Source organism: Faecalibacterium sp. AF10-46, from assembly GCF_003604105.1.
GTDB lineage: Bacteria > Bacillota > Clostridia > Oscillospirales > Ruminococcaceae > Faecalibacterium > Faecalibacterium taiwanense.
Map to the genome: position 1 here is coordinate 90,316 of NZ_QVGY01000003.1, position 24,240 is coordinate 114,555.

Sequence of the window (24,240 nt, forward strand, 5' to 3'; positions counted from 1 at the left end):
GATGTACCTCCTATATGCGGAGTGGTTAACAAAAAAGGGGAGGCGGGGCGAACTTCTTCGCCCGCCTCCCTGTTCAGTTCTTTTTTTATGGAGCGATCAGGAGCTTAGCCGTTTGCCAGCTTGTATTCCTTGGCCCAGCCATCGACGAAGGCGGTCACAACGCCGTCCCAGTCGCCGGTGCCTGCTGCGTAAGCGGTCAGAGCGGAACCAACGCCGTTCTTCCACTCTTCAGAAGGCATAGTGGAGAAGCACCAGTCAACACTGGTCTTGCCCGCAGCAACGTAGTCGTTTGCAATGGCGATCAGAGGATTGGTGGAGTCCTTGGCAGCCTTGAAGGGGATCACGAAGCCCATGTCGTCGGCCATTGCGCTGGTGCCGGCCTCGGAGGTGACACACCAGTACAGGAAGTCCAGAGTAGCCTGAATGTCGGCATCAGAAGAGGTGTTGTTCACGCACCAGAAGTTCTCGGAACCGGTGCACAGGCCCTGATTCTCCTCGCCATCCACGCCGATGTAGATGGGCAGCATACCCAGATTGTCGTCACCCAGATCCTTCACATCGCTGTAAGCCCAGGTACCGTTCTGGTAGAACACAGCTTTCTTGCCCACGAACTCAGCCACAGCGTCGTTGCCGGTCTTGGAAGCCAGCAGGGTGGGGTCGCAGGTGGAATCGGTGATGTACAGATCCCAGATCTGCTTGTAGTTGTCCAGATAGGTGCCCTTGATGGCATCGGTGGAGCTGATACCGTCTGCCTTGTACTCGTAGTAGATGGGCAGGTTTGCCAGATGGGTCTTGAAACGCCAGTCAGAAGAACCGTCCATGCCGGCAGAAGTGAAAGCACCGTCCACGCCCAGCTCAGCCTTGCGTGCCTGAATATCGTCAGCGACCTTCTTCAGATCAGCAAAGCCCTTGATATCGTCCTGCGTGTAGCCGGCGGCGCTCAGCAGTTCCTTGTTATAGATGATGCCGTAGGTCTCGATGACATATGCAATGCTGGTAACAGCGTCGCCATCCTTCAGTGCGAAGGAGTCGCTGGTCAGCTCACCATAGACCTGACTGCCGGACAGATCGTAGCAGTAATCCTTCCAGTTTGCCAGACCCACAGGGCCGTTCACCTGGAACAGGGTGGGAGCTTCGCTCTTTTCCATCTCGCTCATCAGGGTGGTCTCGTACTGGCCGGAAGCAGCGGTAACGACAGTCACAGGCACGCCGGTCTCCTTGGTGTACTCGGCGGCCAGATCCTGCCAAGCCTGATCCTGCTCGGGCTTGAAGTTCAGGTAGTAGACCTTGCCGTCAGCCTTTGCAGCAGTGCTGGAAGCAGCAGCAGAACCGGCAGCAGAGGAAGCGGTGCTGTTGGAAGAGCCGCCGCAGGCAGCCAGACCCAGAGCAGCGGCGGAAACGCCAGCGGCCTTCAGGAAGTTACGACGAGTGATCATTTTCTTCATAATAAGTTCTCCTTCTTATTAAAAATAAACAATTTTAAAATCTCCGTCCCCTGACGGAGGGAATACAAAGTTTAGATGCTCCTCACGCTCTCACCCTGCTGCAGCTCCGGCTGCAAGGTGATGGTCTGGGCCGGGGCACCGTGCTCGATCTGCCGCACCAGCAGCTCAATGCTCTGCAGTGAGATCTGCTCGCTGGGCTGCACAACGGTAGTCAGAACAGGCACACAGTAACGGGACATCGTGATGCCGTCAAAGCCGATCACCGAAACATCCTCCGGCACCCGCAGCCCGGCGCTCACCAACGCGCGGATGGCACCTAAGGCGATCACATCGCTCATGGCGAACAGGGCGGTGAAGTCGGCCCGGCGGGCCAGCAGGCTGTTCACAGCGTGATAGGCAGACTCAAAATCGTAGTTGGAAAGGCCGTACAGCTTGTCGCTGAACAGGATGCCTGCGTCCCGCATCGCCTGCTGTGCACCCTCGCGGCGCATCACGCTGGGATAGCTGGTGACAGGACCGCCCAGCACTGCGATCTTGCGGTGCCCCTGCTGGATAAGGTAGTCCACAGCAGCGTAGGCTGCGGCGCGGTCATCCACGCCCACCATGGAAAGATTAGGAAAGTCCAGCTCGTCGGAGACCAGTGTGGTCAGCACCGAGGGGACTGTGATATTGGCAAAGCCCTTTTTGAAGTTGGCTACGCTGCCGCCCAGAAAAATTATACCTTTGGGCTTGATCTCCCGCAGGATCTTTTCAGCGGCATCGATCTCGTTGGCGTTTTCATCCAGATAGGAAACGATGCCATTGTAGCCATACAGGGTAGCGGCCCGCTGCAGCTGGACTAAGAAGTCCGAGAAGAAGAGATTGCGGGTGCCTTTGACCACAAACACCAGACTGCGGGACTGCTGGATCTTCAGCTGCCGTGCATTGGTGTTGGGCACGAACCCGGCCTCCCGCATTACCTTAAGTACATGTTCCTTGGTCTCGGGCCGGACATCGGGCCGGTCGTTGATGACACGAGAAATGGTGCTCACCGAGCAGCCGCTGATCCGGGCAATGTCCTTAATGGTCAGATTCGGCATTTTGTCGGAGTACCTCACTTTCGGTAATAGATTCGGGAACGTTGTCGGGAACGTTTTCAGTGGCTATAGTATGGCATAATTTGTATAAAAAATCAATAACCTAAAAGTGTTTTCGTGAAAATTGCACAGCATCTTGAGCTGTTTTTGTGCAGATTGAATTGCGTACAAATCAAAATATGCCGACAGTTCCGCAAATTCCCGGTACAAATCAGAAACAACCGGTAAAACCGTACCAATTTGTAACTTTTCAACATAGAGCAGTGGTTTTATAAAAGGAGAAAGAAAAAAGCAATGCCCGGCAGATAACACAGCCTGCCGGGCATTGCATGGTTTTGAAATGGTTTATCCGCTTTTTCAAAAATACGGGTGCTGATAGGGTGCGGGTTCCGGGCCGCAGTACAGGCCAAACGCATCGCAGATCCAGTAGCTGCCGTCCTCCATGGGCACGCGGCACCACTGGTGGCTGTACTGGTTCTCGTTCACATGCTCATAGGGGATGCCCAGAATGTCCAGACACAGAGCGGTGGCCCGGGCACACCCGGCACAGGATGCTGTGCGCAGTACAAAATAACCGTAGGGGTCGTTGTAATGGTTGGCTTCCATAGAGTAAGCCATGGAGCCATCATCCACCACCGCACGCAGGGCAGAGGCAATGCCGTAAAGCTGGTCTTCCCGGCTCATGAGCGCCAGCGGTGTGACCACCTTCAACGCTTCCTGATATGCCTGCGCAAACTCCTCGTCGGTGCATTTGCGCTTGAGAGACTTGTAGTGAGCCAGCTTGTTGATGGCCACCGGCGACCAGAGAGAAAAAAACTGCGCTTCGGTCAAAGACAGCTCGTCATCACCGGCAATGCCGTCCGCAGAAGGTTTGCGGCCTTCGTCAATGCCGTGGTCCAGATAATGACGCAGCAGCGCATCTTCGTCATTGCCGCATACGGCTGCAACATCCGGATACTGTGCAGCGTAGTATGCTGCATCAAAGGTGGAGAGTGCAGCAGCGGAAAGACCGGTCTGTGCGGCCAGCAGCACACCGGCCGTCAGCGCCGCAAGTCTAAGATACCGTTTTTTCATGACAGAAAACCTCCTCAAAAAATAATAAAACGCCTCCTGAACTCAGTATAGCACATCCGGGCCGGAAGGAAAAGACAAAAAAAGCGCTTCCACCTTGTCATCGGTGAGAGCGCTTTGCTGATTGCTGATTATTTTGATTGAGTTGATTCTTTAAGGATTAGTCGCTGACGTAGGGCATCAGAGCAACGTGACGAGCACGCTTGATGGCGATGGTCAGTGCGCGCTGATGATAAGCGCAGGTGCCGGTCACACGGCGGGGAATGATCTTTGCACGCTCAGAGACGTACTTACGCAGACGGGGCACGTCCTTGTAATCGATGGTGTCGATACGATCGACACAGAAGCTGCAAACCTTCTTGCGGCCGCGACGCATGGGGCGTGCGGGGCGAGAGCCTTCGGTTCTTTCAAAAGCCATTGCTTATTACCTCCTATTGGATTTTTAACGGATTGACCGTTTCGTGTCAGAACGGCAGATCGTCGCTGTCGTCGATGACGGCGAAGTCGTCTGCACTGCCGGCAGAGTAGCTGGGAGCTGCCTCCACAGCGGCCGGGCGGGCAGGCGCTGCGTTCTGGTAGGCGGGAGCAGAATTATTCTGATAATTTGCTCCGCCGCCTGCATTGCTGTTTTTGGAGCCTGCAAAGTTGATATTGTTGGCTACCACTTCCACAGCGGTGCGGTTGTTGCCGTTCTTATCCTGATACTGGCGGGTCTGAAGACTGCCTTCAATGGCAATCAGACTGCCCTTCTGGAAATACTTGCAAACAAACTCGGCCTGCTGACGCCATGCAACGATATCGATAAAATCGGCCTGACGCTGCTCGCCCTGACGCGCAAAATTGCGGTCACAGGCAATGCGGAAGCTGCACACATTGGTACCCTGCGGGGTGGTGCGCAGTTCGGGATCCGCCACAAGACGGCCCATGATGGCAACAACATTCAACATTTTACGGTCTCCCTTTCTGTCACAGAAGGATTACTCCTCGTGAGCAATGATCAGGCTGCGCATAACGCCTTCAGTGATCTTGTACACACGGTCCAGCTCAGCGGGGAAGCTGGGCTCGCTGGTGAAGTCGATCACGGTGTAAACGCCTTCCTCCTCGTCGTTGATGGGGTAGGCCAGACGGCGCTTGCCCCACTCGTCGATGGAATCGATCGTACCGTTAGCCTCGATCAGGGACTTGAACTTACCAACCAGAGCGGCGGTAGCCTCCTCGTCGAGAGCGGCGCTGGTAATCAGCATGGTTTCGTACTTTGCCATTTTGTAGCACCTCCTTTTGGACTTAAGGATCCTGCAATCACAGGACCAAGGGTACACACAAAACGCGGCATCGCGCCTTGTGTGCGGCGTGTCTGTTCAGACAGCAATTTATTATAGCAAGCTGTGTGGATTCTGTCAAGCTTTTTCCGAAAAAAGATATAATAAAAAATATTTTGATTTTTTTGTGAAAGAGGAATATAATATAGTAGCTTTCAGAGGATGAACGGCAAAGCAGTCGGGGATCGGCCGTCTCTCTGCTCTCTGTTATCCGTCTTCGAAAGGAATGTATATATGGTTCTGGGAATTTTATAGAAAAGGAAGGATTCTTTGTGTATTCGGTTTTCCGTAACCTGGCAATCATCATCCTCAGCGCAAAGTTCTTTGGCCTGGTGGCCCGCAAGTGCAAGGCCCCGCAGGTGGTGGGTGAGATCCTTGCCGGTTTGATCATCGGTCCGTGCATCCTGAACCTCGTGCAGACCAGTGACGCCATCTCCACCTTTGCGGAGATCGGCGTGGTCATGCTGATGTTCACCACGGGCCTTGGCACCAATCTGAAGGAACTGATCAAAGCCGGCCCCATCGCCACCCTGATTGCCTGCGTGGGCGTAGCCGTTCCGCTGGTGGGCGGCACCCTGCTGTACAGTGTGTTCTACGGCTTCTCTGCCGTGGGCAGCCCTGAGTTCTACCGTGCCCTGTTCATCGGCACCATCATGACCGCCACCAGCGTGTCCATTACGGTGGCAACCCTGCAGGAGATGGGCCACCTGAAGAGCTTTCTCGGCACCACCATCGTCAGTGCCGCCGTCATCGATGATGTCATCGGCATTGTGGTGCTGACCTGCGTGCTGGGCGCAAGCTCCGGCACCGGCACGGGTCTGGGCAAGGTGCTCATCAATACGGCACTGTTCTTTGCCACTGCTGTGGGCGTGGGTGTTGTGGCTCACTTTGCTATGACATGGCTGGACAAGCGCAATCCCCACACCCAGCGCATCACCATCGTGAGCATGGCGTTCTGCTTTGCCATGGCCTACATCGCCGAGGAATACTTTGGCATTGCCGATATCACGGGCGCATACATTGCAGGCATCGTGCTGTGCACCATGGACGATGCCTCCTACGTGGAGCGCCGCGTGGATATCAGCAATTATATCATTTTTGCGCCCATCTTCTTTGCATCCATCGGCTTGAAGACCGACATCAGCGGCCTGACACCGGAAATCTTCCTGTTCTGTGTCTGCTTCGTCATTGTAGCACTTATCACCAAGATCATCGGCTGCGGCCTTGCAGCCAAGATCTGCCGCTTCAACTGGGGCGACTCCCTCAAGGTCGGCGTTGGCATGATGACCCGCGGCGAGGTGGCACTGATCGTGGCCCAGAAGGGCCTGGATGTCGGCGTGGTGGACTCGGTCTACTTTACCGCTGTGATCCTGCTGATCGTGGTGTCCAGCGTGGCAACTCCGCTGGTGCTGAAGGCGCTCTTTACCAAGATGCCGCCGCAGAAGCACCCCAGTCAGGTAAATGGGTAAACAATAAAAAAAGATCCTCCGACAGGTCTGCCGGAGGATCTTTTATTTTCAGGATAAGTTACAGTGTCTTGCAGAACTCCTTCAGGTAAGCGCGGAATTCTTCGCCGATCTCCGGATGCTGCAGTGCCAGCTCCACCTGTGCCTCTACCACCTTGAGCTTGTTGCCCATGTCGTAGTGCTTGCCGGTGAACTCTACGGCCGTCATGCCGCCGCGGGTGCGGGCATACTCGGCCATGGCATCGGTCAGCTGGATCTCGCCGCCTGCGCCGGGCTTGGTGTGGGCAAGGATCTCGTAGATCTCCGGGGTCAGCAGCACGCGTCCCAGAATGGAGTAGTTGCTGAACTCCTGTCCCTTCTTGGGCTTCTCGATCATGTCGTCCACAAAGAAATAGTTGTCGTGGATGGGGGTGGTCTTCAGGCTGCAGTACCGGCTCACATCTTCCCATGGCACTGCGGAAACGCCTGCCGCCGGGCGGCCGAACTCCTCATAGGCGCGGATCAGCTGGGCACAGACCGGGTCCTCGCCCCAGATCACGTCATCGCCATAGATCACCACGAAGGGATCATCACCGGTGAAGGCCTTGGCGGTGTTCACAGCATGGCCCAGACCCAGCGTTTGCTTCTGGCGCACAAAGAGGATGTTTGCCATGTTGGCGATGCCAAGGCACTCTTCCAGAGCCTTTTCCTTGCCGGGCTTTGCCAGCTTTTCTTCCAGCTCAGGGCTGCGATCAAAGTGATCCTCAATGATGCTCTGGTTGCGGCCCAGAATGATGAGGATATCGGTGATGCCAGAGCGGACGGCCTCTTCCACCAGATACTGGATGGCGGGCTTGTCCACGATGGGCAGCATGCCCTTGGGCATAGCTTTGGTGGCGGGCAGCACGCGGGTGCCAAGACCAGCAGCAGGGATGACGGCTTTGGTGACTTTCTTCATCATGATTCGTTTCTCCTTACTATTTCAATGCCTGCGACACCGGCCGTGCAGGCCGACCGCCGCAGGACCCCAATGCGTTTTCAGATCATGCCGGCCAGTGCATCCAGGTTGGGACCCATCAGCACGGTAGCACAGGCACCCAGCACCATCAGCAGTACAAAGGCACCGATCACACCGGCGATGCTCACGCCGCCCTGCGCAGACAGGACCGCACGGCGCTGGGCAGCGTCCGGGAACTCGGCGCGGATGCGGCGGATGCGCTCGGCTGCGCTTTTGCGGTACAGCCACTTGGCGTACAGGGTGCGCAGCATCACCAGTGCAAAGCTGAACACCGTCATAATGCGGGAAAGCACGACGATGGCAGTGCTGCTGATGCCCGCGGTGAGCGGACTGCCGGTGGCCTGCATCATGCTCAGCAGGGTGGGCAGGGCCACCACCAGCTCTGCGGCCAGAAAACCAAAGGCCGGCTTCCACGCCTTGCGGTAGAAGAAATAGAACGGGCCGAACACCAGCGCCGAGAAGCACATGGAAATTTTGGTGTGCTGCAGCTGCATCCGGCTGTAATCGTTCAGGTAGACGGGCGCGGCCTTGCCAATATAATCGTTCCAGTCGCTGTAAGGGATGCCGTCGATCAGCTCTTCCTTGCCAAAGGCCGCCTGCACGTTGCGGCGGGTGGGTTCCTCCACCGTCTGCTGATACTGGCGGTAAAGGTCGTTGTAGTCAAAGCGTCCGTCTGCGTCGGTGCCGGGCTGGCTCTGGGTGGGCGGCTCCGGGCACTGGCTCTCCGGCGGAAGAACGGCACCGCAGCAGCGGCAGCGCTCTTCGGTGCGCAGGGTGCGCTCGCCGCAGCTGGGGCAGGTGCGCAGAGCATCGTCTTTGTACGGGAACGTCCATTCATAGCCCGCGCCATGGGCGGGGGTGTGGATGCAGCGGCCAAGCTTTTCGTAGCACTCGCGGTGATAGGGTGCGCCGCAGTCCGGGCAGACCACGATATCATCGGTCAGCGCCAGCGGTCTGCCGCAGCCTTCGCAGGGACAGCCATAATATTTCGGCATGATTTCCTCCTGTTGTATGGTTCATACTGGTATTATACTCCCCTGAAAGAGAAAAGAAAAGGTGAAAATCTTCAAAATTCCAGCAGGATAATCCATTTACCCCTTTACTTTAGCATAGATTCTCGGTATACTAATGAAGTATCTGTGTATAAACTGTGTCTTTTGGCAAGTACAAAGGACTTTACCTTATTTATCATTTCGAGAGGGATTTAGAGAATGATCACGATTGACGAACTGAAGGTGCAGCTTGCCGATTACGGCAAGGCGGTCAAGGACCTGGAAGAAGCTCTTGCCATTGATGCCTCCCGCAAGCGCGTGCAGGAGCTGGAGCACACCATGAGCCGCCCCGGCTTTTATGATGATGCAGACCTGAGCAAGAAGGTCTTTGACGAAGTGGGCGACCTGAAGGGCAAGCTGAGCCGCTTTGAAAAGCTGCAGGGCCTGTACGATGATGCCGAGACCATGTTGGAAATGCTGGATGAAGAATACGACCCCGCCATGATCCCCGAAGCAGAGGAGTCTGTGAACGCTGTGGGCAAGGCTGTGGACGAGCTGCAGCTGATGACCATGCTGAACGGTGAGTACGACCACAGCAACGCCATCCTGACCTTCCATGCCGGTACCGGCGGCACTGAGGCACAGGACTGGGCCGAAATGCTGTACCGCATGTACAACAAGTGGGCTTCCAACCACGGCATGACCGTGGAGGTTCTGGATTATCAGGACGGTGATGAAGCCGGCATGAAGAGCGCCTCCATGATGGTGAAGGGCGCCAACGCCTACGGCCTGCTCAAGAGCGAGAACGGTGTGCACCGTCTGGTGCGCGTGTCGCCCTTTGATGCCAACGCCCGCCGTCAGACCAGCTTTGCTTCGCTGGAAGTGATGCCCGAGCTGGATAACACCATTCAGGTGGATATCCGCCCCGAGGACATTGAGATGCAGGTGTACCGTTCCTCCGGTGCAGGCGGCCAGCACATCAACAAGACCTCTTCCGCTGTGCGTCTGATCCACAAGCCCACCGGCGTCGTGGTCAGCTGCCAGACCCAGCGCAGCCAGTTCCAGAACCGTGACTACGCCATGGAAATGCTGAAGGCAAAGCTGTATCAGATCGCAAAGCAGCAGCATATGGATAAGATCGACGACATCAAGGGCGTGCAGAACGAGATCGCATGGGGTCACCAGATCCGCAGCTATGTGTTCATGCCCTACACCATGGTCAAGGATCACCGCACCAACTACGAGACCGGCAATGTGGATGCCGTGATGGACGGCGATCTGGACGGTTTCATCTTCGCATACCTCAAGGCTGCAAGCCGCGGGGAGCTGCAGGATACCTGATCTTGAACGTATAAAATGCAAAGGCCGTGCTTCCTTTTATGGAGGCACGGCCTTTTTTGTGTTCTTACGCCAGATCGGGCAGAATGGTATCCCAGAGATTTTCCTCCTGCCGCAGGGCGTTGAAGCAGCAGTCCAAGTACATTTTGTTTGCCGCTGCAAGGATCGTGCTGCGGAGAAGCAGCTTTTCATCTGCGGCATCCACGGCAAGGTCGCGGATCTCCCTGGTGCAGCCGAATACAAATGGCAGGCAGTTCTCCATCTCGTCGCAGAAGTAGTCGTAAGCTGCCCCGGCGGAACAGTGCGCCCGCTGCATTTTAAACAGGGCATCGATGTTTTCCATTGAGAGCACCGTTTTGGAGACTGCAATGTACATCAGGGATGCGATCTGATCGCGGGCGTACTTCTTGCGCACCGGGTGGGACAAAATGCCCTTTTTAACGTAGTTGCTTACCATGGAAGAGGTGAGCTCCACGCCGCAGAAGGTGCGGAAATAGCTGTTGACGTACTGCACGGTCTGGTCGAGATAAAGCCCCATCTGCGGGAGATCGGCGTACCGGGGCAGGGCAAACCCGGCGGCGCAGGCCGCAACGCGGCATTTGGTTTCAGTTTTCATATCGTAAGCAGTTTTCTAAGGTTGGCGCAGCTGGGCTGCGCGGGATACAGAAAATGGTTTTCTGGCGGTATTATAGCGCAAATCGGTTCTCTGGTCAACGGATTTTTAAAACTTTTTAAAGAATGCATAAAATCCCTTGACAGGTTTTTGAAAAACTGCTATGATGTCTGCAGTGAACCGAAAACCATGCAGGCGGAAGTGCGTGTAAGGCACGGAAAATAAAAAATGACCTGCTATCACAAAATAGATTTGGAGCGTGCATTTTATGAAAACCAAGATCGTTGTGGATTCTTCGTCCAGCCTGTATGCCCTGCCGGGCGTAGACTTTGCCTGTGTGCCGCTGAAGATCGTCACGGATGAACAGGAATATCTGGATGACGGCACTCTGGATGCCGTGGGCATGGCCCGGTCTCTGCGTACTTACAAGGGCAAGACCAGCACCTCCTGCCCCAATGTGGCAGACTGGCTGGCTGCTTATGAGGGTGCGGAGCAGATCTTTGTTGCCACCATCACGGGCACACTGTCCGGCAGCTACAATGCTGCACTGCTGGCAGCGGAAGAATACAAGGAAACGCACCCGGAGGCCCGTATTTTTGTTCTGGACAGCCTGTCCGCCGGGCCGGAGCTGCGTCTGCTGGCAGAGCGTCTGCGGGATCTCGTCCGGATCGGGATGGAGTTTGACGAGATCTGCGAGGCGATCGTGGCTTACCACAAGCACACGCATCTGCTGTTTTCGTTGGAATCGCTGGCCAATCTGGCCCGCAATGGCCGTGTGAAGCCTGCTGTTGCCGCTGTGGCACGGATGCTGGGCATCCGGGTCATTGGTCAGGCCAGTGAGAGCGGCGAGCTGGAGGTGCTGTGCAAGACCCGCGGCGAGCACGGCGCACTGGAGCGCATCGTGCTGGAATTGAAGGATCACGGCTTTACCGATGGCAAAGTGCACATTGCCCACTGTGATAACCCGGAAGCGGCCAAGCGCCTGAAGCTGATGATCCACGCGGTGTTTGCAGGGGCGCAGGTGGATGTGACCGAGTGCGGCGGCCTGTGCAGCTACTACGCTGAGCTGGGCGGCCTGATGGTGGGCTATGAGGACGGAAAAACAGAGTAAAAGAGTTTTTGATATTGCAAGCAAGCCGGGCCTGCGGGTCTGGCTTGCTTTTTTGAACAACGCAAAACTTGAAAAAGTTGTAAAACCGCGCTATACTTACACATAATTATAAATGTGAAAGGAGGGCAGGCCCATGCTTTTTCGTTCACCGATCGTGCGCTTTTTCAGCCGCATTCTGAACCGCGTCACCATCACGGTTGTGTTGGTGGCATTGCAGCTGCTGTGGCTGTGCTGGGTGGCGTTTGCCATCACCACCGGCACGGGCCGCGTGTGGGTGAACGGCCTGCTCAACGCACTGAGCCTGCTCATCGTCCTGTACCTTGTGCGCAAGGATGAGAACAGCGCCTACAAGGTGGGCTGGATCGCGCTGATCGGCATTCTTCCGCTGCTGGGCGGTGCGCTGTATCTGGCCTTTGGCAACAAACGCCCGGCCAAGCGCCTGCGCCTGAAAATGCAGGCGGTGGAGGATGTCCACAAAAAAGACCTTGTACAGGAGCCGGGTGTGCTGGAAGGTCTGGATGCCCGCGAGCAGGGGCAGAGCCGATATGTGGCAAAGTACGGCCCCTATCCGGCGTGGCAGAACACTCGCACGCAGTATTTTGCCTGCGGCGAAGCCATGTATCCGCAGCTGCTGGCCGATCTGGAAAAGGCTGAAAAGAGCATCTTTCTGGAATTTTTCATCGTGAGCCACGGCTGCATGTGGAACGGCATTGAAAAGATCCTGCGCCGCAAGGCTGCGCAGGGCGTGGATGTGCGCCTGATCTACGATGATTTTGGCAGTCTGCTGGGTCTGCCCGCCGATTTCATCGTGCGCATGGAGCGGGCGCACATCCGCTGCATCCCGTTCAACCCGGTGGTGCCGTTGCTCTCGCTGGTGATGAACCACCGCGACCACCGCAAGATCGTAGTCATTGACGGTACGGTGGCCTACACCGGCGGCGTGAATCTGGCAGATGAGTATATCAATGCGGAGCAGCGCTTTGGCTACTGGAAGGATGCAGCCCTGCGTGTGGAAGGCGATGCCGCGTGGAATTTTACGGTGATGTTCCTCAACTTCTGGAACGCCTTCCGCTCCAGCGAGACGGATTATGATGCATTTCGTCCCATGCCGCTGGTGCCGCCGGTATCGGACGGCATCGTGCAGCCCTACGCGGACAGCCCACTGGACGAGGAACCGATGGCCGAGACGGTGTACCTGAACATCCTTGCGCAGGCACAGCGGTATGTTTATATCTACACGCCCTACCTTGCCGTGGGCGAGGAAATGCTGGACGCACTGAAAAACGCGGCCAAGCGCGGGGTGGACATCCGGCTGGTGCTGCCGGGCATCCCGGACAAAAAGCTGGTGTTCCGGCTGAGCCGGTCGTACTATCTGCCGCTTTTGAGGGCAGGTGTACGCATTTACGAATATACGCCTGGCTTTCTGCATGCCAAGTGCTGGGTAAGCGACGATGTAACTGCCGTAGTGGGCAGCATCAACATGGACTACCGCAGCCTGTTCCTGCACTTTGAGTGCGGTGTACTGCTGCAAAAGAACAGTCAGGTGGCAGTTCTGCGGGACGATGTACGGGCCACGCTGCCGCAGTGCCGCGAGATACAGGTGACGGAATGCCGCACCAGCCTGCCCGGCACGGTGCTGGACAGTGTGCTGCGGCTGCTGAGCCCCTTGATGTGATAAAAACTCCCTTTCCGGGTAAACTAGCCCAAAAGCCCCTTTACGATGGGGGGCAGGAAAGGGAGCGTTTTATTATAATGAAAAAGATACCTCGCATGATTCTGGGCTGCACGCTGGCGGCAGCTCTGGCCCTGACCGCCTGCAGCCGAAGCGATCCCGGTTCCTCCGGCAGCATGAGCACGAACATGGGCGGCAGTTCATCGCAGACGGGGCAGGCGGGCCAGAACGCTGCATACCGCACCGGCCTTGGCATCCTGACCGAAGCGTCTGATCAGGAACGCACGGGCAAGATCGATACCATCGCAGCTGCCGTTCTGCTGGATGCCGAGGGCAGGGTGGCAGATGTGATGCTGGACGAGGTGGAGGTCTCGGTCACGGGGGACAGCACCGGCAAGGTGACGATGTCCACCGACGATCGCACCAAGCGCCAGAAGGGCGACGATTACCCGCTGGCGGCGGTGTCCTCGCTGAAAAAGGGCTGGGCAGAGCAGGCGGATGCCTTTGGCAATTATCTTACCGGCAAAACCCCGGATGAGGTGAAGAAGCTTGCCACCGACGATGACGGCAAGCCGAAGGATGCTGACCTGCTCTCCACCTGCACCATTGCGGTGGACGGCTATCGGGATGCTGTGGTGCGCGCCTGCGAGAATGCAAAGGCAGTCGGCTCGGCCCGCGGCGACCGCGCTGTGCTGGGCGTGTCAGTGCGCAATGACACCAAGGAACTGACCGCCGACGATGACCACGATGTGACCGCGCAGGTGGACATCACAGTGGCAGCCCTGACGCTGGATGCTGACAGCCGTGTGACCGGTGCAGTGGCGGATGTGGCAGAGCCTGCCCTTACCGTGGGCGCGGATGGTACGGTGTCGGCACCGGAGATGGTCAAAACCAAGGTGGAACTGGGCGACAGCTACGGGATGCGCGGGGCATCCAGTCTGGACAAGGAATGGTACGAGCACAGCGAGGGCTGGTGCGATTACCTGAAGGGCAAGACCCGTACTGAGATCGCAGGCATCCCGGACGATGGTTCGGATGCCGACCTTGCGGCACTGTGCACCATCTCGGTGACGGAGCTGCAGAAGGCTGCGCTGGCGGCGTTTGCGGAAGAGTAAAGCGGAGAAAAGAGGAAAGGCGCAAAGCTTTTCCTCTTTTCTTTGTGCAATCAGACCAAAGAATTGACGTGGAAAAGCCTTGAAAAAGACGAACTGCACTAACTTTTGCATTTCCTCTTGCCAAATGGCTGCAAACGCGCTATTCTATAGTCACAGTTTAACACTTTAGCATGATAAAATGCTAAACCGAGAGGGAACACATTTGGGAAGCAAAAAAAGGGAGGAACCTTTTATGAAACGTCTTGTCTCTGCTTTTCTGGCTGGTGCCATGGCACTGAGCCTTGCCGCCTGCGGCGGTGCCGCATCCACTTCCACCGTGGCATCTTCTGCCTCTGCATCCGGGAGCGCAGCCGCCTCCGAGACCGCAGCCAGCGATCTGGACTACATCAAGGAAAAGGGCAAGATGGTCATTGGCTACACCGTCTATGAGCCGATGAACTACACCGATGCCGACGGCAACTTTACCGGTTTTGATACCGAGCTGGCAACTGCCGTGTGCGAAAAGTTGGGAGTCGAGCCGGAGTTCGTGGAGATCAACTGGGATACCAAGGTGGTGGAGCTGGATGCCAAGAGCATCGACTGCATCTGGAACGGTATGACCCTGACCGATGACATCATGGCCAACACCGCCACCACCAAGGCCTACGCCAAGAACGCACAGGTCGTGGTCGTGAGGGACGGCACCGACTACAGCTCCACTGCGGATCTGGTGGGCAAGACCGTGGTTGCCGAGGCTGGCTCTGCTGGTGAAGCCGCCATTGAGGGCGACGAGAACCTTGCACAGGCCGATTACGTCTCCAAGAGCGTGCAGACCGACTGCCTGATGGAAGTTGCCGCAGGCACTGCTGATGCCGCTGTGCTGGATCTGACTCTGGCCAACGCCATGATCGGTGAGGGCACCGACTATGCAAGCCTGAAGATCGTGGACGAGCTGAACGCTGAAGAGTACGGCGTGGCCTTCCGCAAGGGCAGCGATGCCGCCGCTGCTGTGGATGCCGCCTTTGACGAGCTGAAGGCCGACGGCACCATGCAAGCTCTGGCCGACAAGTACGATCTGGCTCTGGCCGACTGAGTTCTATAAGAATGTAATTACTCCTTCCGTCATCGCTGCGCGATGCCACCTCCCTCGGTGAGGGAGGCTTTTTGTTGCCGATATGCGTGAGGCTCCCTCATTGAGGAGGCTGTCACCGAAGGTGACGGAAGGCGTTCAAAAAACGGATTGATGGGTGTGTTCTTGTGTCTGTGATTCTGAGTCGCCTTTCCGGCGCGTTTCTGCTCAACTGTGAGCTGTTCGCTCTGACCCTGCTGTTTGCGCTGCCGCTGGGTCTGGTGGTGGCTTTCGGCTCCATGAGCCGGTGCAAGCCGCTTTCCGGCGCGGTAAAGACCTTTGTGTGGGTCATCCGTGGCACGCCGCTGATGCTGCAGATCATCGTGATCTACCTTGGCCCCGGCCTGCTGGGCATGAATAACCCGTGGCCCTCCGGCTCCGGCGGACGCATGGTGGCGGCGGTGGTGGCTTTTGCCATCAATTACGCCTGCTACTTCTCCGAGATCTACCGCGGCGGCATCGAAGCCGTTCCCAAGGGCCAGACCGAGGCCGGTCAGGTGCTGGGCATGACCAAGACCCAGATCTTCTTCAAGGTGACGCTGCTGCAGGTGGTCAAGCGCATTCTGGCCCCCATGGGCAATGAGGTGATCACCCTCGTCAAGGATACCTCGCTGGCCAACACCATTGCCAACAAGGAGATCATCATGATGGCCAAGGAGTACAGCGCAAAGGGCTTGATCTGGCCGCTGTTCTCTACTGCCATCTTCTTCCTGGTGTTCGTGGGCGCACTTACCCTGCTGTTTGGCTGGGCCGAAAAGAAACTGGATTATTTCCGCTGATGAAAGGGAGGAAATTGGATCATGGCACTGCTTGAAGCCTCCGGCATCGGCAAAAACTTTGGCGATACCAAAGTACTCAAGGATATCTCACTCACGCTGGAACAGGGCGAAGCGCTGGCGATCATCGGCTCGTCCGGCTCCGGTAAAACCACCCTGCTGCGCTGCCTGAACTTTCTGGAACGGCCGGACACCGGCATCATCAAGGTGAACGGCGAGACCATGTGGGACGCTGCCGACCCCGCCACCCAGCGCGAGAGCGAGATCCGCAAAAAGCGGCTGCACTTTGGTCTGGTATTCCAGAACTTCAACCTCTTCCCGCAGTACACCGCCCTGCAGAACGTAATGCTGGCGGGTGAACTGCTGGCGAAGGAGCGCCCGGACTACAAGGCTGACAAAAAGGCCATCCATGCCGAGCTGGAACAGCAGGCACAGGAACTTCTGGCCCAGATGGGCCTTTCTGCCCGGGCAGGCCACTACCCGCACCAGCTTTCCGGCGGTCAGCAGCAGCGCGTGGCCATTGCCCGCGCACTGGCTCTGCACCCGGACATTCTCTGCTTCGACGAGCCGACCTCGGCCCTCGACCCGGAGCTGACCGGCGAGGTGCTGCGCGTCCTGCGCGACCTTGCCGACCGCAAGACCACCATGATCATCGTCACCCACGAGATGCACTTTGCCCGTGACGTGGCCGACCGCATCATGTTCATGGATGGCGGCGTGGTGGTGGAGGAAGGCCCTGCCAAGCAGCTCATTGAGCACCCGCAGGAGGAGCGCACCAAACAGTTCCTTTCGCATTACGGAGAATAAGCAAAATCACCAATTCTTGCGGCAAAAATTTGGAAATGTTGATGCAATGCAAATCTTGTAAAACCTGCAGCTGTCCGCTATAATACCATTCATGAATGAAACCAACGTCCTGCCCTTTCCGGCAGGGCGTTTTTCACGGCAAAAATCACGACATCAAGCCGGTTCCCAGTGTGGCAGGAGGTTTTTATACGATGACAAAGGATATGACCCAAGGCAGTCCGCTCAAGCTGATCCTTGCGTTTGCGGTGCCGCTGATGCTGGGCAGCCTGTTCCAGCAGTTCTACAATCTGGCCGATACCATCATCGTGGGCCGCTTTGTGGGCGTGGAAGCGCTGGCGGCGGTAGGCAGCGTGGGCGGCCTGAACTATCTGGTGCTGGGCTTTGTGAACGGCATCGCCTGCGGTTTTTCCATCCCCATCTCGTGGACTTTCGGCGCAAAGGACTACAAGGAGATGCGCCGCTACACTGCCAACACCGTGTGGCTTTCCATCTTCTTTGCCGTGGTGCTGACCATTGTTACTGTGGCGCTGACCCGCTCGGTGCTGGTGTGGACGAACACCCCGGAAAACATCATCGACCTTGCGGATATCTACATCCGCACCATCTTCTGGGGCATCCCGTTCACCCTGCTTTATAATGTGACCAGCGCGCTGATGCGTGCGCTGGGCGACAGCAAGCGCCCGCTGTATTTCCTGCTGGTGGCAAGCTTTTTGAACATCGGACTGGATCTGGTGTGCATCATCGTGTTCCATATGGGCGCGTTCGGTGCAGCCTTTGCTACCGTGTTCAGTCAGGCTGTGGCGGGTCTGGGCAGTCTTTTGTACATCCTGCGCCACTACCCGGAGCTGCGCTGGAGCAGGGAAGAGGGCCGCTTCAGCCTGGCCCACTGCGCAAAGCTGTGCAGCATGGGCATTCCCATGGGCCTGCAGTGCAGCATTACGGCCATTGGCAGCGTGGTGCTGCAGGGTGCCGTGAACGGCCTTGGCAGCGACATCGTGGCTGCACAGACCGCAGGCAGCAAGGCCGCACAGTTCCTGAGTGTGCCGCTGGAAAGCATCGGCACCGCCATGACCACCTACGCCAGCCAGAACATGGGCGCAAAAGACCTTGGCCGTGTGGACCGCGGCGTGAACACCGCACTGGGCATCGGCTGCGTGTACAGCATTGCGTCCTTCCTCATCCTGCGCGTGACGGATAAGCTGCTCATCGGCCTGTTCCTGGATGCCAGCGAGACTGCCATCATGGCCAATGCTCAGAGCTTTATCTTCTGGAACAGCGTATTCTACATCCCGCTGGCGGTGCTCATTATCTACCGCTACACCATTCAGGGCCTGGGCTTCTCTGGCCTTGCCATGTTTGCCGGTGTGGCCGAGATGGTGGCCCGCGCCATGGTGGGCTTTTGGTTCGTGCCGCTGTGGGGCTACTTTGCGGCCTGCATCGCAAGCCCGGTGGCATGGTTCTTTGCCTGCTTCTTCCTCATTCCGGCCTACTTTGTGGTGCGCAAACGCCTGCAGAAGGAAAAGGACGTCGAGAAGGAACACGATGCCCGCACCGCAAACGCTTAAAGAATGTTCGCAAGCTCTCCTGCAAAGGGGAGCTTTTTTGATGTTCGGGCTGTAGGGCAGCCTACGGTTTCAGAGAACTTTATCAGGTGCTACTGTGGGAGTGTTATCTGATACAGTGACGGATTATTAACGCTGATGCGATGAAAAATACAGTGTATCAAGCTGATACAGTGCCCCTTGATTGATACAGTGAGTCAGTGTATCAGGGCAGGCCAGTGTATCAACCTGATACACTGGCAAAAAGAAACATAAGTAAGTTATATATTTCTCACTGTATCATGTGTTTCTCCACGGTAGGGCTGCACTGCAGTCTGCCCGGATGATTTACAAATCCCGCCAAAAGCGTTATACTACTTATAATTGTGTAATTTGGCAGGAGGTGAGCGCATGGCAGAGCAGCAGCTGGAACAGATCGAGGGCACCGTGGAGGACATCATCTACGAGAACACCGACAACGGCTATATGGTGTTCGAGGTGTCCGGCGGCGGTGTGGTCACAGTGGTGTGCGGCATTGTGGGTGAACTGCACGCGGGCGAAAGCGTGGTCTGCCGCGGCCGCTACGAGAACCACGCCACCTATGGCCGCCAGTTCCACGCACAGGAGTGCGAGACCGACATGCCCAAGGATCTGGAAGCGGTGTACGCCTTCCTTGCCAGCCGGTCGCTGCCGTACATCGGGGCCAAGACGGCGGATAAGATCATCGACCTGTTCGGTGCCGAGGCGCTTGAGGTGATCGCCAACGACCCGGCCCGGCTCACGCAGGTGCCCGGCATCTCGGCGGACAAGGCCGACCGCATCCAGCAGGAGTTCAAGCGGATGTTTGGGATGCGGGAGCTGATCGCCTATCTGGCGCAGTTCGAGATCAGCCCGCGCCGCGCGATGGAGGTGTTTCGCACCTTCGGCCCCGGGGCCATGCAGGCCATTGCGGCAAATCCCTATCTGCTCTGCGGCGAACCGCTGCAGCTGGATTTCCGCCACGCGGACAGCATTGCCCAGTATTACCACATGGAAGGCGACTGCGCCCAGCGGCTGGAAGCGGCCCTGCTGCGCACCCTGCGCCACAACGCGGGCAACGGCCACACCTGCCTGCCGCGCACCCAGCTGCTGGAAACGGCATCCAATTTTATCCATCAGCCGCCGGAAAAGCTGGCTGCTGCGCTGGACGAGTGCATCCGCACCGAAGAACTGCGGGTGAAGCTGTTTGACGGAACACCGTATATTTATCTGCCCGACCTGCTGGAAGCCGAGGAGGACATTGCCGCCCGGCTTGCCATGCTGACAAAACGGGGCAAGAATACCGCCCACGGGCTGGATAAAAACATTCAAATTCTGGAACTGACGCAGGGCTTTGCCTATGCGCCCCTGCAGAAGGAAGCCATCCGCAAAGCCATGACCGAGAACTGCCTTGTGCTCACCGGCGGCCCCGGCACCGGCAAGACCACCACCGTCAACGCCATTCTGCAGCTGCTGGAAGATCAGGCGGAACGGGTGGCCCTGTGTGCGCCCACCGGCCGCGCGGCTAAACGGCTGAGTGAGCTGACCGGCCGCAAGGCCAGCACCATCCACCGTCTTTTGGAGGTGGACTACACCGGCGGCGTGGTCAGCTTTATCCACAACGACAAGAACCTGCTCAAGTGCGATGTGGTCATTCTGGACGAAATGAGCATGGTGGATGTGAAGCTGTTTCAGGCCCTGATCGCAGCGCTGCGCTACAGCTGCCGCATTATCATGGTAGGGGATGCCGACCAGCTGCCCAGCGTCGGCCCCGGCAATATTCTGGGCGAGATCATCCGCTCCGGGCTGGTGCCCACCGTGTGCCTGAACGAGATCTTCCGGCAGGCAAAGCGCAGCCTGATCGTGGAGAACGCCCACCACATCATCTCAGGTGAACCGCTGCAGAAGGGCGGTAAGACCGACGACTTCTTCTTTTTGGAATCGGATGGCGATGCGGCCCAGCGGTTGGTGTGTGATCTGGTCACCACCCGCCTGCCGCGCAGCTACGGCTTCGATCCGATCCGGGACATTCAGGTGCTGTGCCCCACCAAGCTTGGCCCTACCGGCACACAGGCACTGAATGTGGAACTGCAGAACCTGCTGAACCCGGAACAGACGGGCAAGCCCCAGCTGCAAAGCGCCGCCCGGGTGTTCCGCGTGGGCGATAAGGTGATGCAGGTGCGCAATAATTACGAGATCATCTGGAACCGCATTGGCGGGGAGCAGGGCGTGGGTGCCTACAATGGCGACATCGGCATTGTGGAGAGCATCAACACGCGGGATCGCTCCATGGTGGTGCGCATGGATGACAAGCGGCTGGTCTACCCGGCAGAAAACCTCAACGAGCTGGAGATCGCCTATGCCATCACGGTACACAAAAGTCAGGGCAGCGAGTTCCCGGCGGTGATCCTGCCGGTGGCGCAGGTGCCGCCGCGGCTGTGCTACCGCAACCTGTTCTACACCGGCGTTACCCGTGCACGGAAGCTGTGCATCGTGGCGGGCCGCAGGGACGTTGTGAACCGCATGATGGGCAACATCCGCCAGAACCTGCGCTACAGCGGCCTTGCCTATCTTTTGCAGGCAGAGCTGCCGCCGGAACAGACGGAAGCAGAATAACTCCTTCCGTCACCTTCGGTGACGGCTCCCTCGGAGAGAGAGCCTCTGGCGAAGAGGAAAAGCTTTCTGCACTGCCAAAGCCTCCCTCCGGGAGACAGACTTCCCCCGGCCGGGACAGATTCTCCCCGCACCGGGGAGAAATGTCACCACAGGTGACAAAGAGAGGAACAGATGTCACGTAAGTGACAAAAAGGGGAACAGGTGGATGCGAACAAAGTGAGCAGACGGAAGGAGTTCAAAACCGGTATACTTTTTACGGCAACTATGCTATACTGTAGACTGGTATGATTTCCGGCCTGCATCAACAGGCCGTTGTTTCGATAGAGGAACCAGAGAAAGGAAAAAAGAACTTATGGCACAGAACGATATCGGTATCGATCTTGGTACCACTACCATTATCATTGCGCAGGAGGGCAAGGGCGTTGTGCTCAACCAGCCCAGCGTTGTGGCAATGGATACCCGCAAGAAGACCGTGCTGGAAGCAGGCGATAAGGCCCTTGCTATGGTGGGCCGCACCCCGAACTATATTTCTGCCATCTTCCCGCTGAAGGACGGTGTGATCAGTGACCATACCATGACCCGTGAGCTGATCTGCCGTTTTGTCAAGCAGGTGTACAGCTCCCACATGGTCAAGCCCCGCGTGGCCGTCTGTGTGCCCGCCGCCATTACCGGCATTGAAAGCGATGCCGTGGTGGAGGCTGTGGTAGCCGCTGGTGCCCGTCAGGTGTACCTGATCGACGAACCCATTGCCGCTGCCCTTGGCTCCGGCATCGACATCACCCAGCCGGAGGGCCGCATGATCATTGATATCGGCGGCGGCACCACCGATATTGCAGTGCTTTCTCTGGGCGGCAAGGTCAAGGCCACCAGCGTACGCGTGGCCGGCAACCACTACGACGAGGAGATCCTCAAGTTCGTGCGCAACAAGTACAGCGTTGCCATTGGCCAGCGCACCGCCGAAGAGCTGAAAAAGAACGTGGCCTGCTGCCCCCAGAAGACTGATTTCCACGAGACCATGGAGATCAAGGGCCGCAGCCTGCTCACCGGCCTGCCGGTGCGTGTGAATGTTTCCACTGACGACCTGTACGAACCGGTCATGATGCTCAGCGAGCAGATCGGCACCGCAGCCCATCAGGTGCTGGAAAAGACCCCTCCGGAACTGGCAGGCGATATCTTCCGCAATGGTGTCATGCTGACCGGCGGCGGTGCACAGCTGCATGGCCTTACCGAATACCTGAGCGAAGAGCTGAAGGTGGAGGTGACGGTTTCGCCCGATCCCGTCAACTGTGTGGCACTGGGCACTGCCATGAGCCTTGGCCTGAACGACAAGCTGGAAACCGGCTTTTTGGATGCAACGCCCCGCATTGGCCGCAGATAATCAAAGCTGCACCATTTATCCATGAATCTGAACAAAAGCGCCAAAAAGAAAAAATATCTATTTTTGTTGAAATAAATTGGAAAATAAGGTATAATGTACCCAAATTGATTTTCTGCTGACGATCTTGTATCGGACGCAGTATACAAGAAACAGGAGGAAAACCATGGATTTAGGTTTTGACGTGGTCGTTACCATTACCGGCATCGTACTGGTGTTCTTGATCCTTATCCTGCTGATGGCGATTATCACGCTGGAAGGCAAGATCTTCGATTCGATGAACGCAAAGAAGAAGGCTGCCAAGGAAGCCACCAAGGCTCCCGCTGCACAGCCCGCTGCACCCGTGCAGCAGGCCGCAGCTGCTCCCGCTCCTCAGGTGGAAGAGGGCATTCCCGGTGATGTGATCGCCGCCATTATGGCAGCAATCCATGCAATGGGCAACGGCAAGTACACCCTCAAGGCTGTGCGCCGCAGCAAGAACGGCTGGGGCAATGCGGGTGTAAACGACACCACCGCACCGTTTTAACAGAGGAGGAAGAGCATGACACAGTTTATTGATACTCTGGTCGGTATTTTCCAAAGCTCCGGCTTTGCGCAGTTTGGTGAGCCGGGCGGCTACCTGTACGCGATCATGATCTGCGTGGGCTGCTTTTTGCTGTACCTGGCCATCGTCAAAGAGTTTGAGCCGCTGATCCTGCTGCCCATGGCATTCGGCATGATCCTGGCAAACCTGCCCGGAAGCGGCATTATCCACATGCAATATTTCGTCGGTGACGGTCTGGAACACCCCATGTGGGTGGAGATCCTGAACAACGGTGGTCTGGCCGATATGCTCTACATGGGCGTTAAGCTGGGCATCTACCCGCCGCTGATCTTCCTGGGCATCGGCACCATGACCGACTTTGCACCCCTGATCTCCAACCCCAAGAGCCTGCTGCTGGGCGCTGCTGCTCAGTTCGGCATCTTCGGTACTTACATGGGCGCTCGTCTGCTGACCGCTACCGGTCTGGTGGACTTCACCCAGAAGCAGTCCGCTGCTATCGCCATCATCGGCGGTGCAGACGGTCCTACCGCTATCTTCGTTACCTCCCGTCTGGCTCCTGAGCTGCTGGGCTCCATCGCCGTTGCAGCATACAGCTACATGGCTCTGGTGCCCGTGATCCAGCCGCCCATCATGAAGGCACTGACCACCAAGAAGGAACGTACCGTCGTGATGAAGCAGCTGCGCACCGTCTCCAAGACTGAGAAGATCATCTTCCCGATCATGGTCACCATCATCGTTTCCCTGATCGTGCCCGATGCCGCTGTTCTGGTCGGTATGCTGATGCTGGGCAACCTGATGAAGGAGTGCGGCGTTGTGGATCGTATCCAGAAGACCGCCGGCAATGAGCTGATGAACATTATCACCATCTTCCTGGCACTGTCTGTCGGCTGCACCACCTCTGCAAACACCTTCCTGAACACCCGCACCCTGTTCATCATCGTGCTGGGCCTGATCGCATTCTCCTTCGGCACCGCTGCCGGTGTGCTGTGCGGCAAGGTGATGTACAAGCTGACCGGTGGTCAGGTGAACCCGCTAATCGGTTCCGCAGGCGTTTCCGCTGTGCCTATGGCCGCTCGCGTTTCCCAGAAGGTTGGCCAGAGTGAGAATCCCTCCAACTTCCTGCTGATGCACGCAATGGGCCCCAACGTGGCCGGTGTTATCGGCTCTGCCGTTGCTGCTGGTATCCTGATCAACATTTTCAGCTAAGCGCTTTCTGAAAAGCATTTTTCCGCCCGTCGGT

The 24,240-nt window shown here is 57.2% G+C and carries 22 protein-coding genes; 13 read left to right on the forward strand and 9 right to left on the reverse strand.

Annotation, left to right across the window (positions count from 1 at the left end):
- Window positions 1-104: 104 nt before the first annotated feature.
- The 6 genes from DWV57_RS05200 to rpsF all read right to left on the reverse strand — a co-directional run bounded on the left by DWV57_RS05200 (window position 105) and on the right by rpsF (window position 4,854).
- Window positions 105-1,445: an ABC transporter substrate-binding protein gene (locus DWV57_RS05200; protein WP_118528795.1), complete on the reverse strand. Its 1,341-nt coding sequence runs from the start codon at window positions 1,443-1,445 to the stop codon at window positions 105-107.
- A 71-nt stretch (window positions 1,446-1,516) separates the two neighbouring features.
- The gene (locus DWV57_RS05205) at window positions 1,517-2,524 is read right to left on the reverse strand and encodes a LacI family DNA-binding transcriptional regulator (RefSeq protein WP_120020176.1); all 1,008 of its coding nucleotides are present in this window, start codon (window positions 2,522-2,524) and stop codon (window positions 1,517-1,519) included.
- A gap of 354 nt (window positions 2,525-2,878) precedes the next feature.
- On the reverse strand, window positions 2,879-3,595 hold the full coding sequence (locus tag DWV57_RS05210; RefSeq protein WP_120020177.1) for a hypothetical protein: 717 nt from the start codon (window positions 3,593-3,595) through the stop codon (window positions 2,879-2,881).
- A 157-nt stretch (window positions 3,596-3,752) separates the two neighbouring features.
- Complete coding sequence (gene rpsR / locus DWV57_RS05215; RefSeq protein WP_015538096.1) at window positions 3,753-4,010, reverse strand: 30S ribosomal protein S18; 258 nt, start codon at window positions 4,008-4,010, stop codon at window positions 3,753-3,755.
- A gap of 46 nt (window positions 4,011-4,056) precedes the next feature.
- Window positions 4,057-4,539, reverse strand: a complete 483-nt coding sequence (gene ssb / locus DWV57_RS05220) for a single-stranded DNA-binding protein (protein ID WP_118528801.1) — start codon at window positions 4,537-4,539, stop codon at window positions 4,057-4,059.
- A gap of 30 nt (window positions 4,540-4,569) precedes the next feature.
- Window positions 4,570-4,854 carry a 30S ribosomal protein S6 gene (gene rpsF / locus DWV57_RS05225; RefSeq protein ID WP_005938979.1) on the reverse strand — a complete coding sequence of 95 codons (285 nt, stop codon included), beginning with the start codon at window positions 4,852-4,854 and terminating at the stop codon, window positions 4,570-4,572.
- 329 nt (window positions 4,855-5,183) lie between these two features.
- Between rpsF and DWV57_RS05230 the strand changes: the two genes are divergently transcribed.
- Window positions 5,184-6,380, forward strand: coding sequence for a cation:proton antiporter (locus tag DWV57_RS05230; protein ID WP_120020178.1), 1,197 nt, complete (start codon window positions 5,184-5,186; stop codon window positions 6,378-6,380).
- Between the two features lie 58 nt (window positions 6,381-6,438).
- Here DWV57_RS05230 and DWV57_RS05235 read toward each other — a convergent pair whose 3' ends face one another.
- Window positions 6,439-7,314, reverse strand: coding sequence for a UTP--glucose-1-phosphate uridylyltransferase (locus DWV57_RS05235; protein ID WP_097775452.1), 876 nt, complete (start codon window positions 7,312-7,314; stop codon window positions 6,439-6,441).
- A gap of 80 nt (window positions 7,315-7,394) precedes the next feature.
- Complete coding sequence (locus DWV57_RS05240) at window positions 7,395-8,369, reverse strand: RING finger protein (RefSeq protein ID WP_118528805.1); 975 nt, start codon at window positions 8,367-8,369, stop codon at window positions 7,395-7,397.
- Between the two features lie 216 nt (window positions 8,370-8,585).
- Here DWV57_RS05240 and prfB point away from each other — a divergent pair, with 216 nt between their 5' ends.
- Window positions 8,586-9,707, forward strand: coding sequence for a peptide chain release factor 2 (gene prfB, locus DWV57_RS05245; RefSeq protein ID WP_097775423.1), 1,122 nt, complete (start codon window positions 8,586-8,588; stop codon window positions 9,705-9,707).
- Between the two features lie 64 nt (window positions 9,708-9,771).
- Here the strand turns inward: prfB and DWV57_RS05250 are convergent, their stop codons facing one another.
- On the reverse strand, window positions 9,772-10,320 hold the full coding sequence (locus DWV57_RS05250) for a DUF1836 domain-containing protein (protein WP_005938962.1): 549 nt from the start codon (window positions 10,318-10,320) through the stop codon (window positions 9,772-9,774).
- A gap of 265 nt (window positions 10,321-10,585) precedes the next feature.
- Between DWV57_RS05250 and DWV57_RS05255 the strand changes: the two genes are divergently transcribed.
- From DWV57_RS05255 to DWV57_RS05305, 11 genes are all read left to right on the forward strand, one after another.
- Window positions 10,586-11,428 (forward strand): DegV family protein, encoded by an 843-nt coding sequence (locus DWV57_RS05255; protein ID WP_120020179.1) that lies wholly within the window; start codon window positions 10,586-10,588, stop codon window positions 11,426-11,428.
- A gap of 133 nt (window positions 11,429-11,561) precedes the next feature.
- Window positions 11,562-13,103, forward strand: a complete 1,542-nt coding sequence (gene cls / locus DWV57_RS05260) for a cardiolipin synthase (protein ID WP_120020180.1) — start codon at window positions 11,562-11,564, stop codon at window positions 13,101-13,103.
- A 77-nt stretch (window positions 13,104-13,180) separates the two neighbouring features.
- Window positions 13,181-14,215, forward strand: a complete 1,035-nt coding sequence (locus tag DWV57_RS05265; protein ID WP_120020181.1) for a hypothetical protein — start codon at window positions 13,181-13,183, stop codon at window positions 14,213-14,215.
- 232 nt (window positions 14,216-14,447) lie between these two features.
- On the forward strand, window positions 14,448-15,287 hold the full coding sequence (locus tag DWV57_RS05270) for a transporter substrate-binding domain-containing protein (RefSeq protein WP_120020182.1): 840 nt from the start codon (window positions 14,448-14,450) through the stop codon (window positions 15,285-15,287).
- A 170-nt stretch (window positions 15,288-15,457) separates the two neighbouring features.
- Window positions 15,458-16,102, forward strand: a complete 645-nt coding sequence (locus tag DWV57_RS05275) for an amino acid ABC transporter permease (RefSeq protein ID WP_005938622.1) — start codon at window positions 15,458-15,460, stop codon at window positions 16,100-16,102.
- A 21-nt stretch (window positions 16,103-16,123) separates the two neighbouring features.
- The gene (locus DWV57_RS05280) at window positions 16,124-16,906 is read left to right on the forward strand and encodes an amino acid ABC transporter ATP-binding protein (protein WP_118528815.1); all 783 of its coding nucleotides are present in this window, start codon (window positions 16,124-16,126) and stop codon (window positions 16,904-16,906) included.
- A 191-nt stretch (window positions 16,907-17,097) separates the two neighbouring features.
- Window positions 17,098-18,471 (forward strand): MATE family efflux transporter, encoded by a 1,374-nt coding sequence (locus DWV57_RS05285; protein ID WP_118528817.1) that lies wholly within the window; start codon window positions 17,098-17,100, stop codon window positions 18,469-18,471.
- 387 nt (window positions 18,472-18,858) lie between these two features.
- A complete protein-coding gene (locus tag DWV57_RS05290; protein WP_005941454.1) occupies window positions 18,859-21,081 on the forward strand; it encodes an ATP-dependent RecD-like DNA helicase in 2,223 nt (740 codons plus the stop codon).
- A 352-nt stretch (window positions 21,082-21,433) separates the two neighbouring features.
- The gene (locus DWV57_RS05295; RefSeq protein WP_097775429.1) at window positions 21,434-22,459 is read left to right on the forward strand and encodes a rod shape-determining protein; all 1,026 of its coding nucleotides are present in this window, start codon (window positions 21,434-21,436) and stop codon (window positions 22,457-22,459) included.
- Window positions 22,460-22,622: 163 nt separating this feature from the next.
- A complete protein-coding gene (locus DWV57_RS05300; protein ID WP_120020183.1) occupies window positions 22,623-22,982 on the forward strand; it encodes an OadG family transporter subunit in 360 nt (119 codons plus the stop codon).
- 15 nt (window positions 22,983-22,997) lie between these two features.
- Complete coding sequence (locus tag DWV57_RS05305; protein WP_120020184.1) at window positions 22,998-24,206, forward strand: sodium ion-translocating decarboxylase subunit beta; 1,209 nt, start codon at window positions 22,998-23,000, stop codon at window positions 24,204-24,206.
- The last annotated feature ends 34 nt before the right edge of the window (window positions 24,207-24,240 follow it).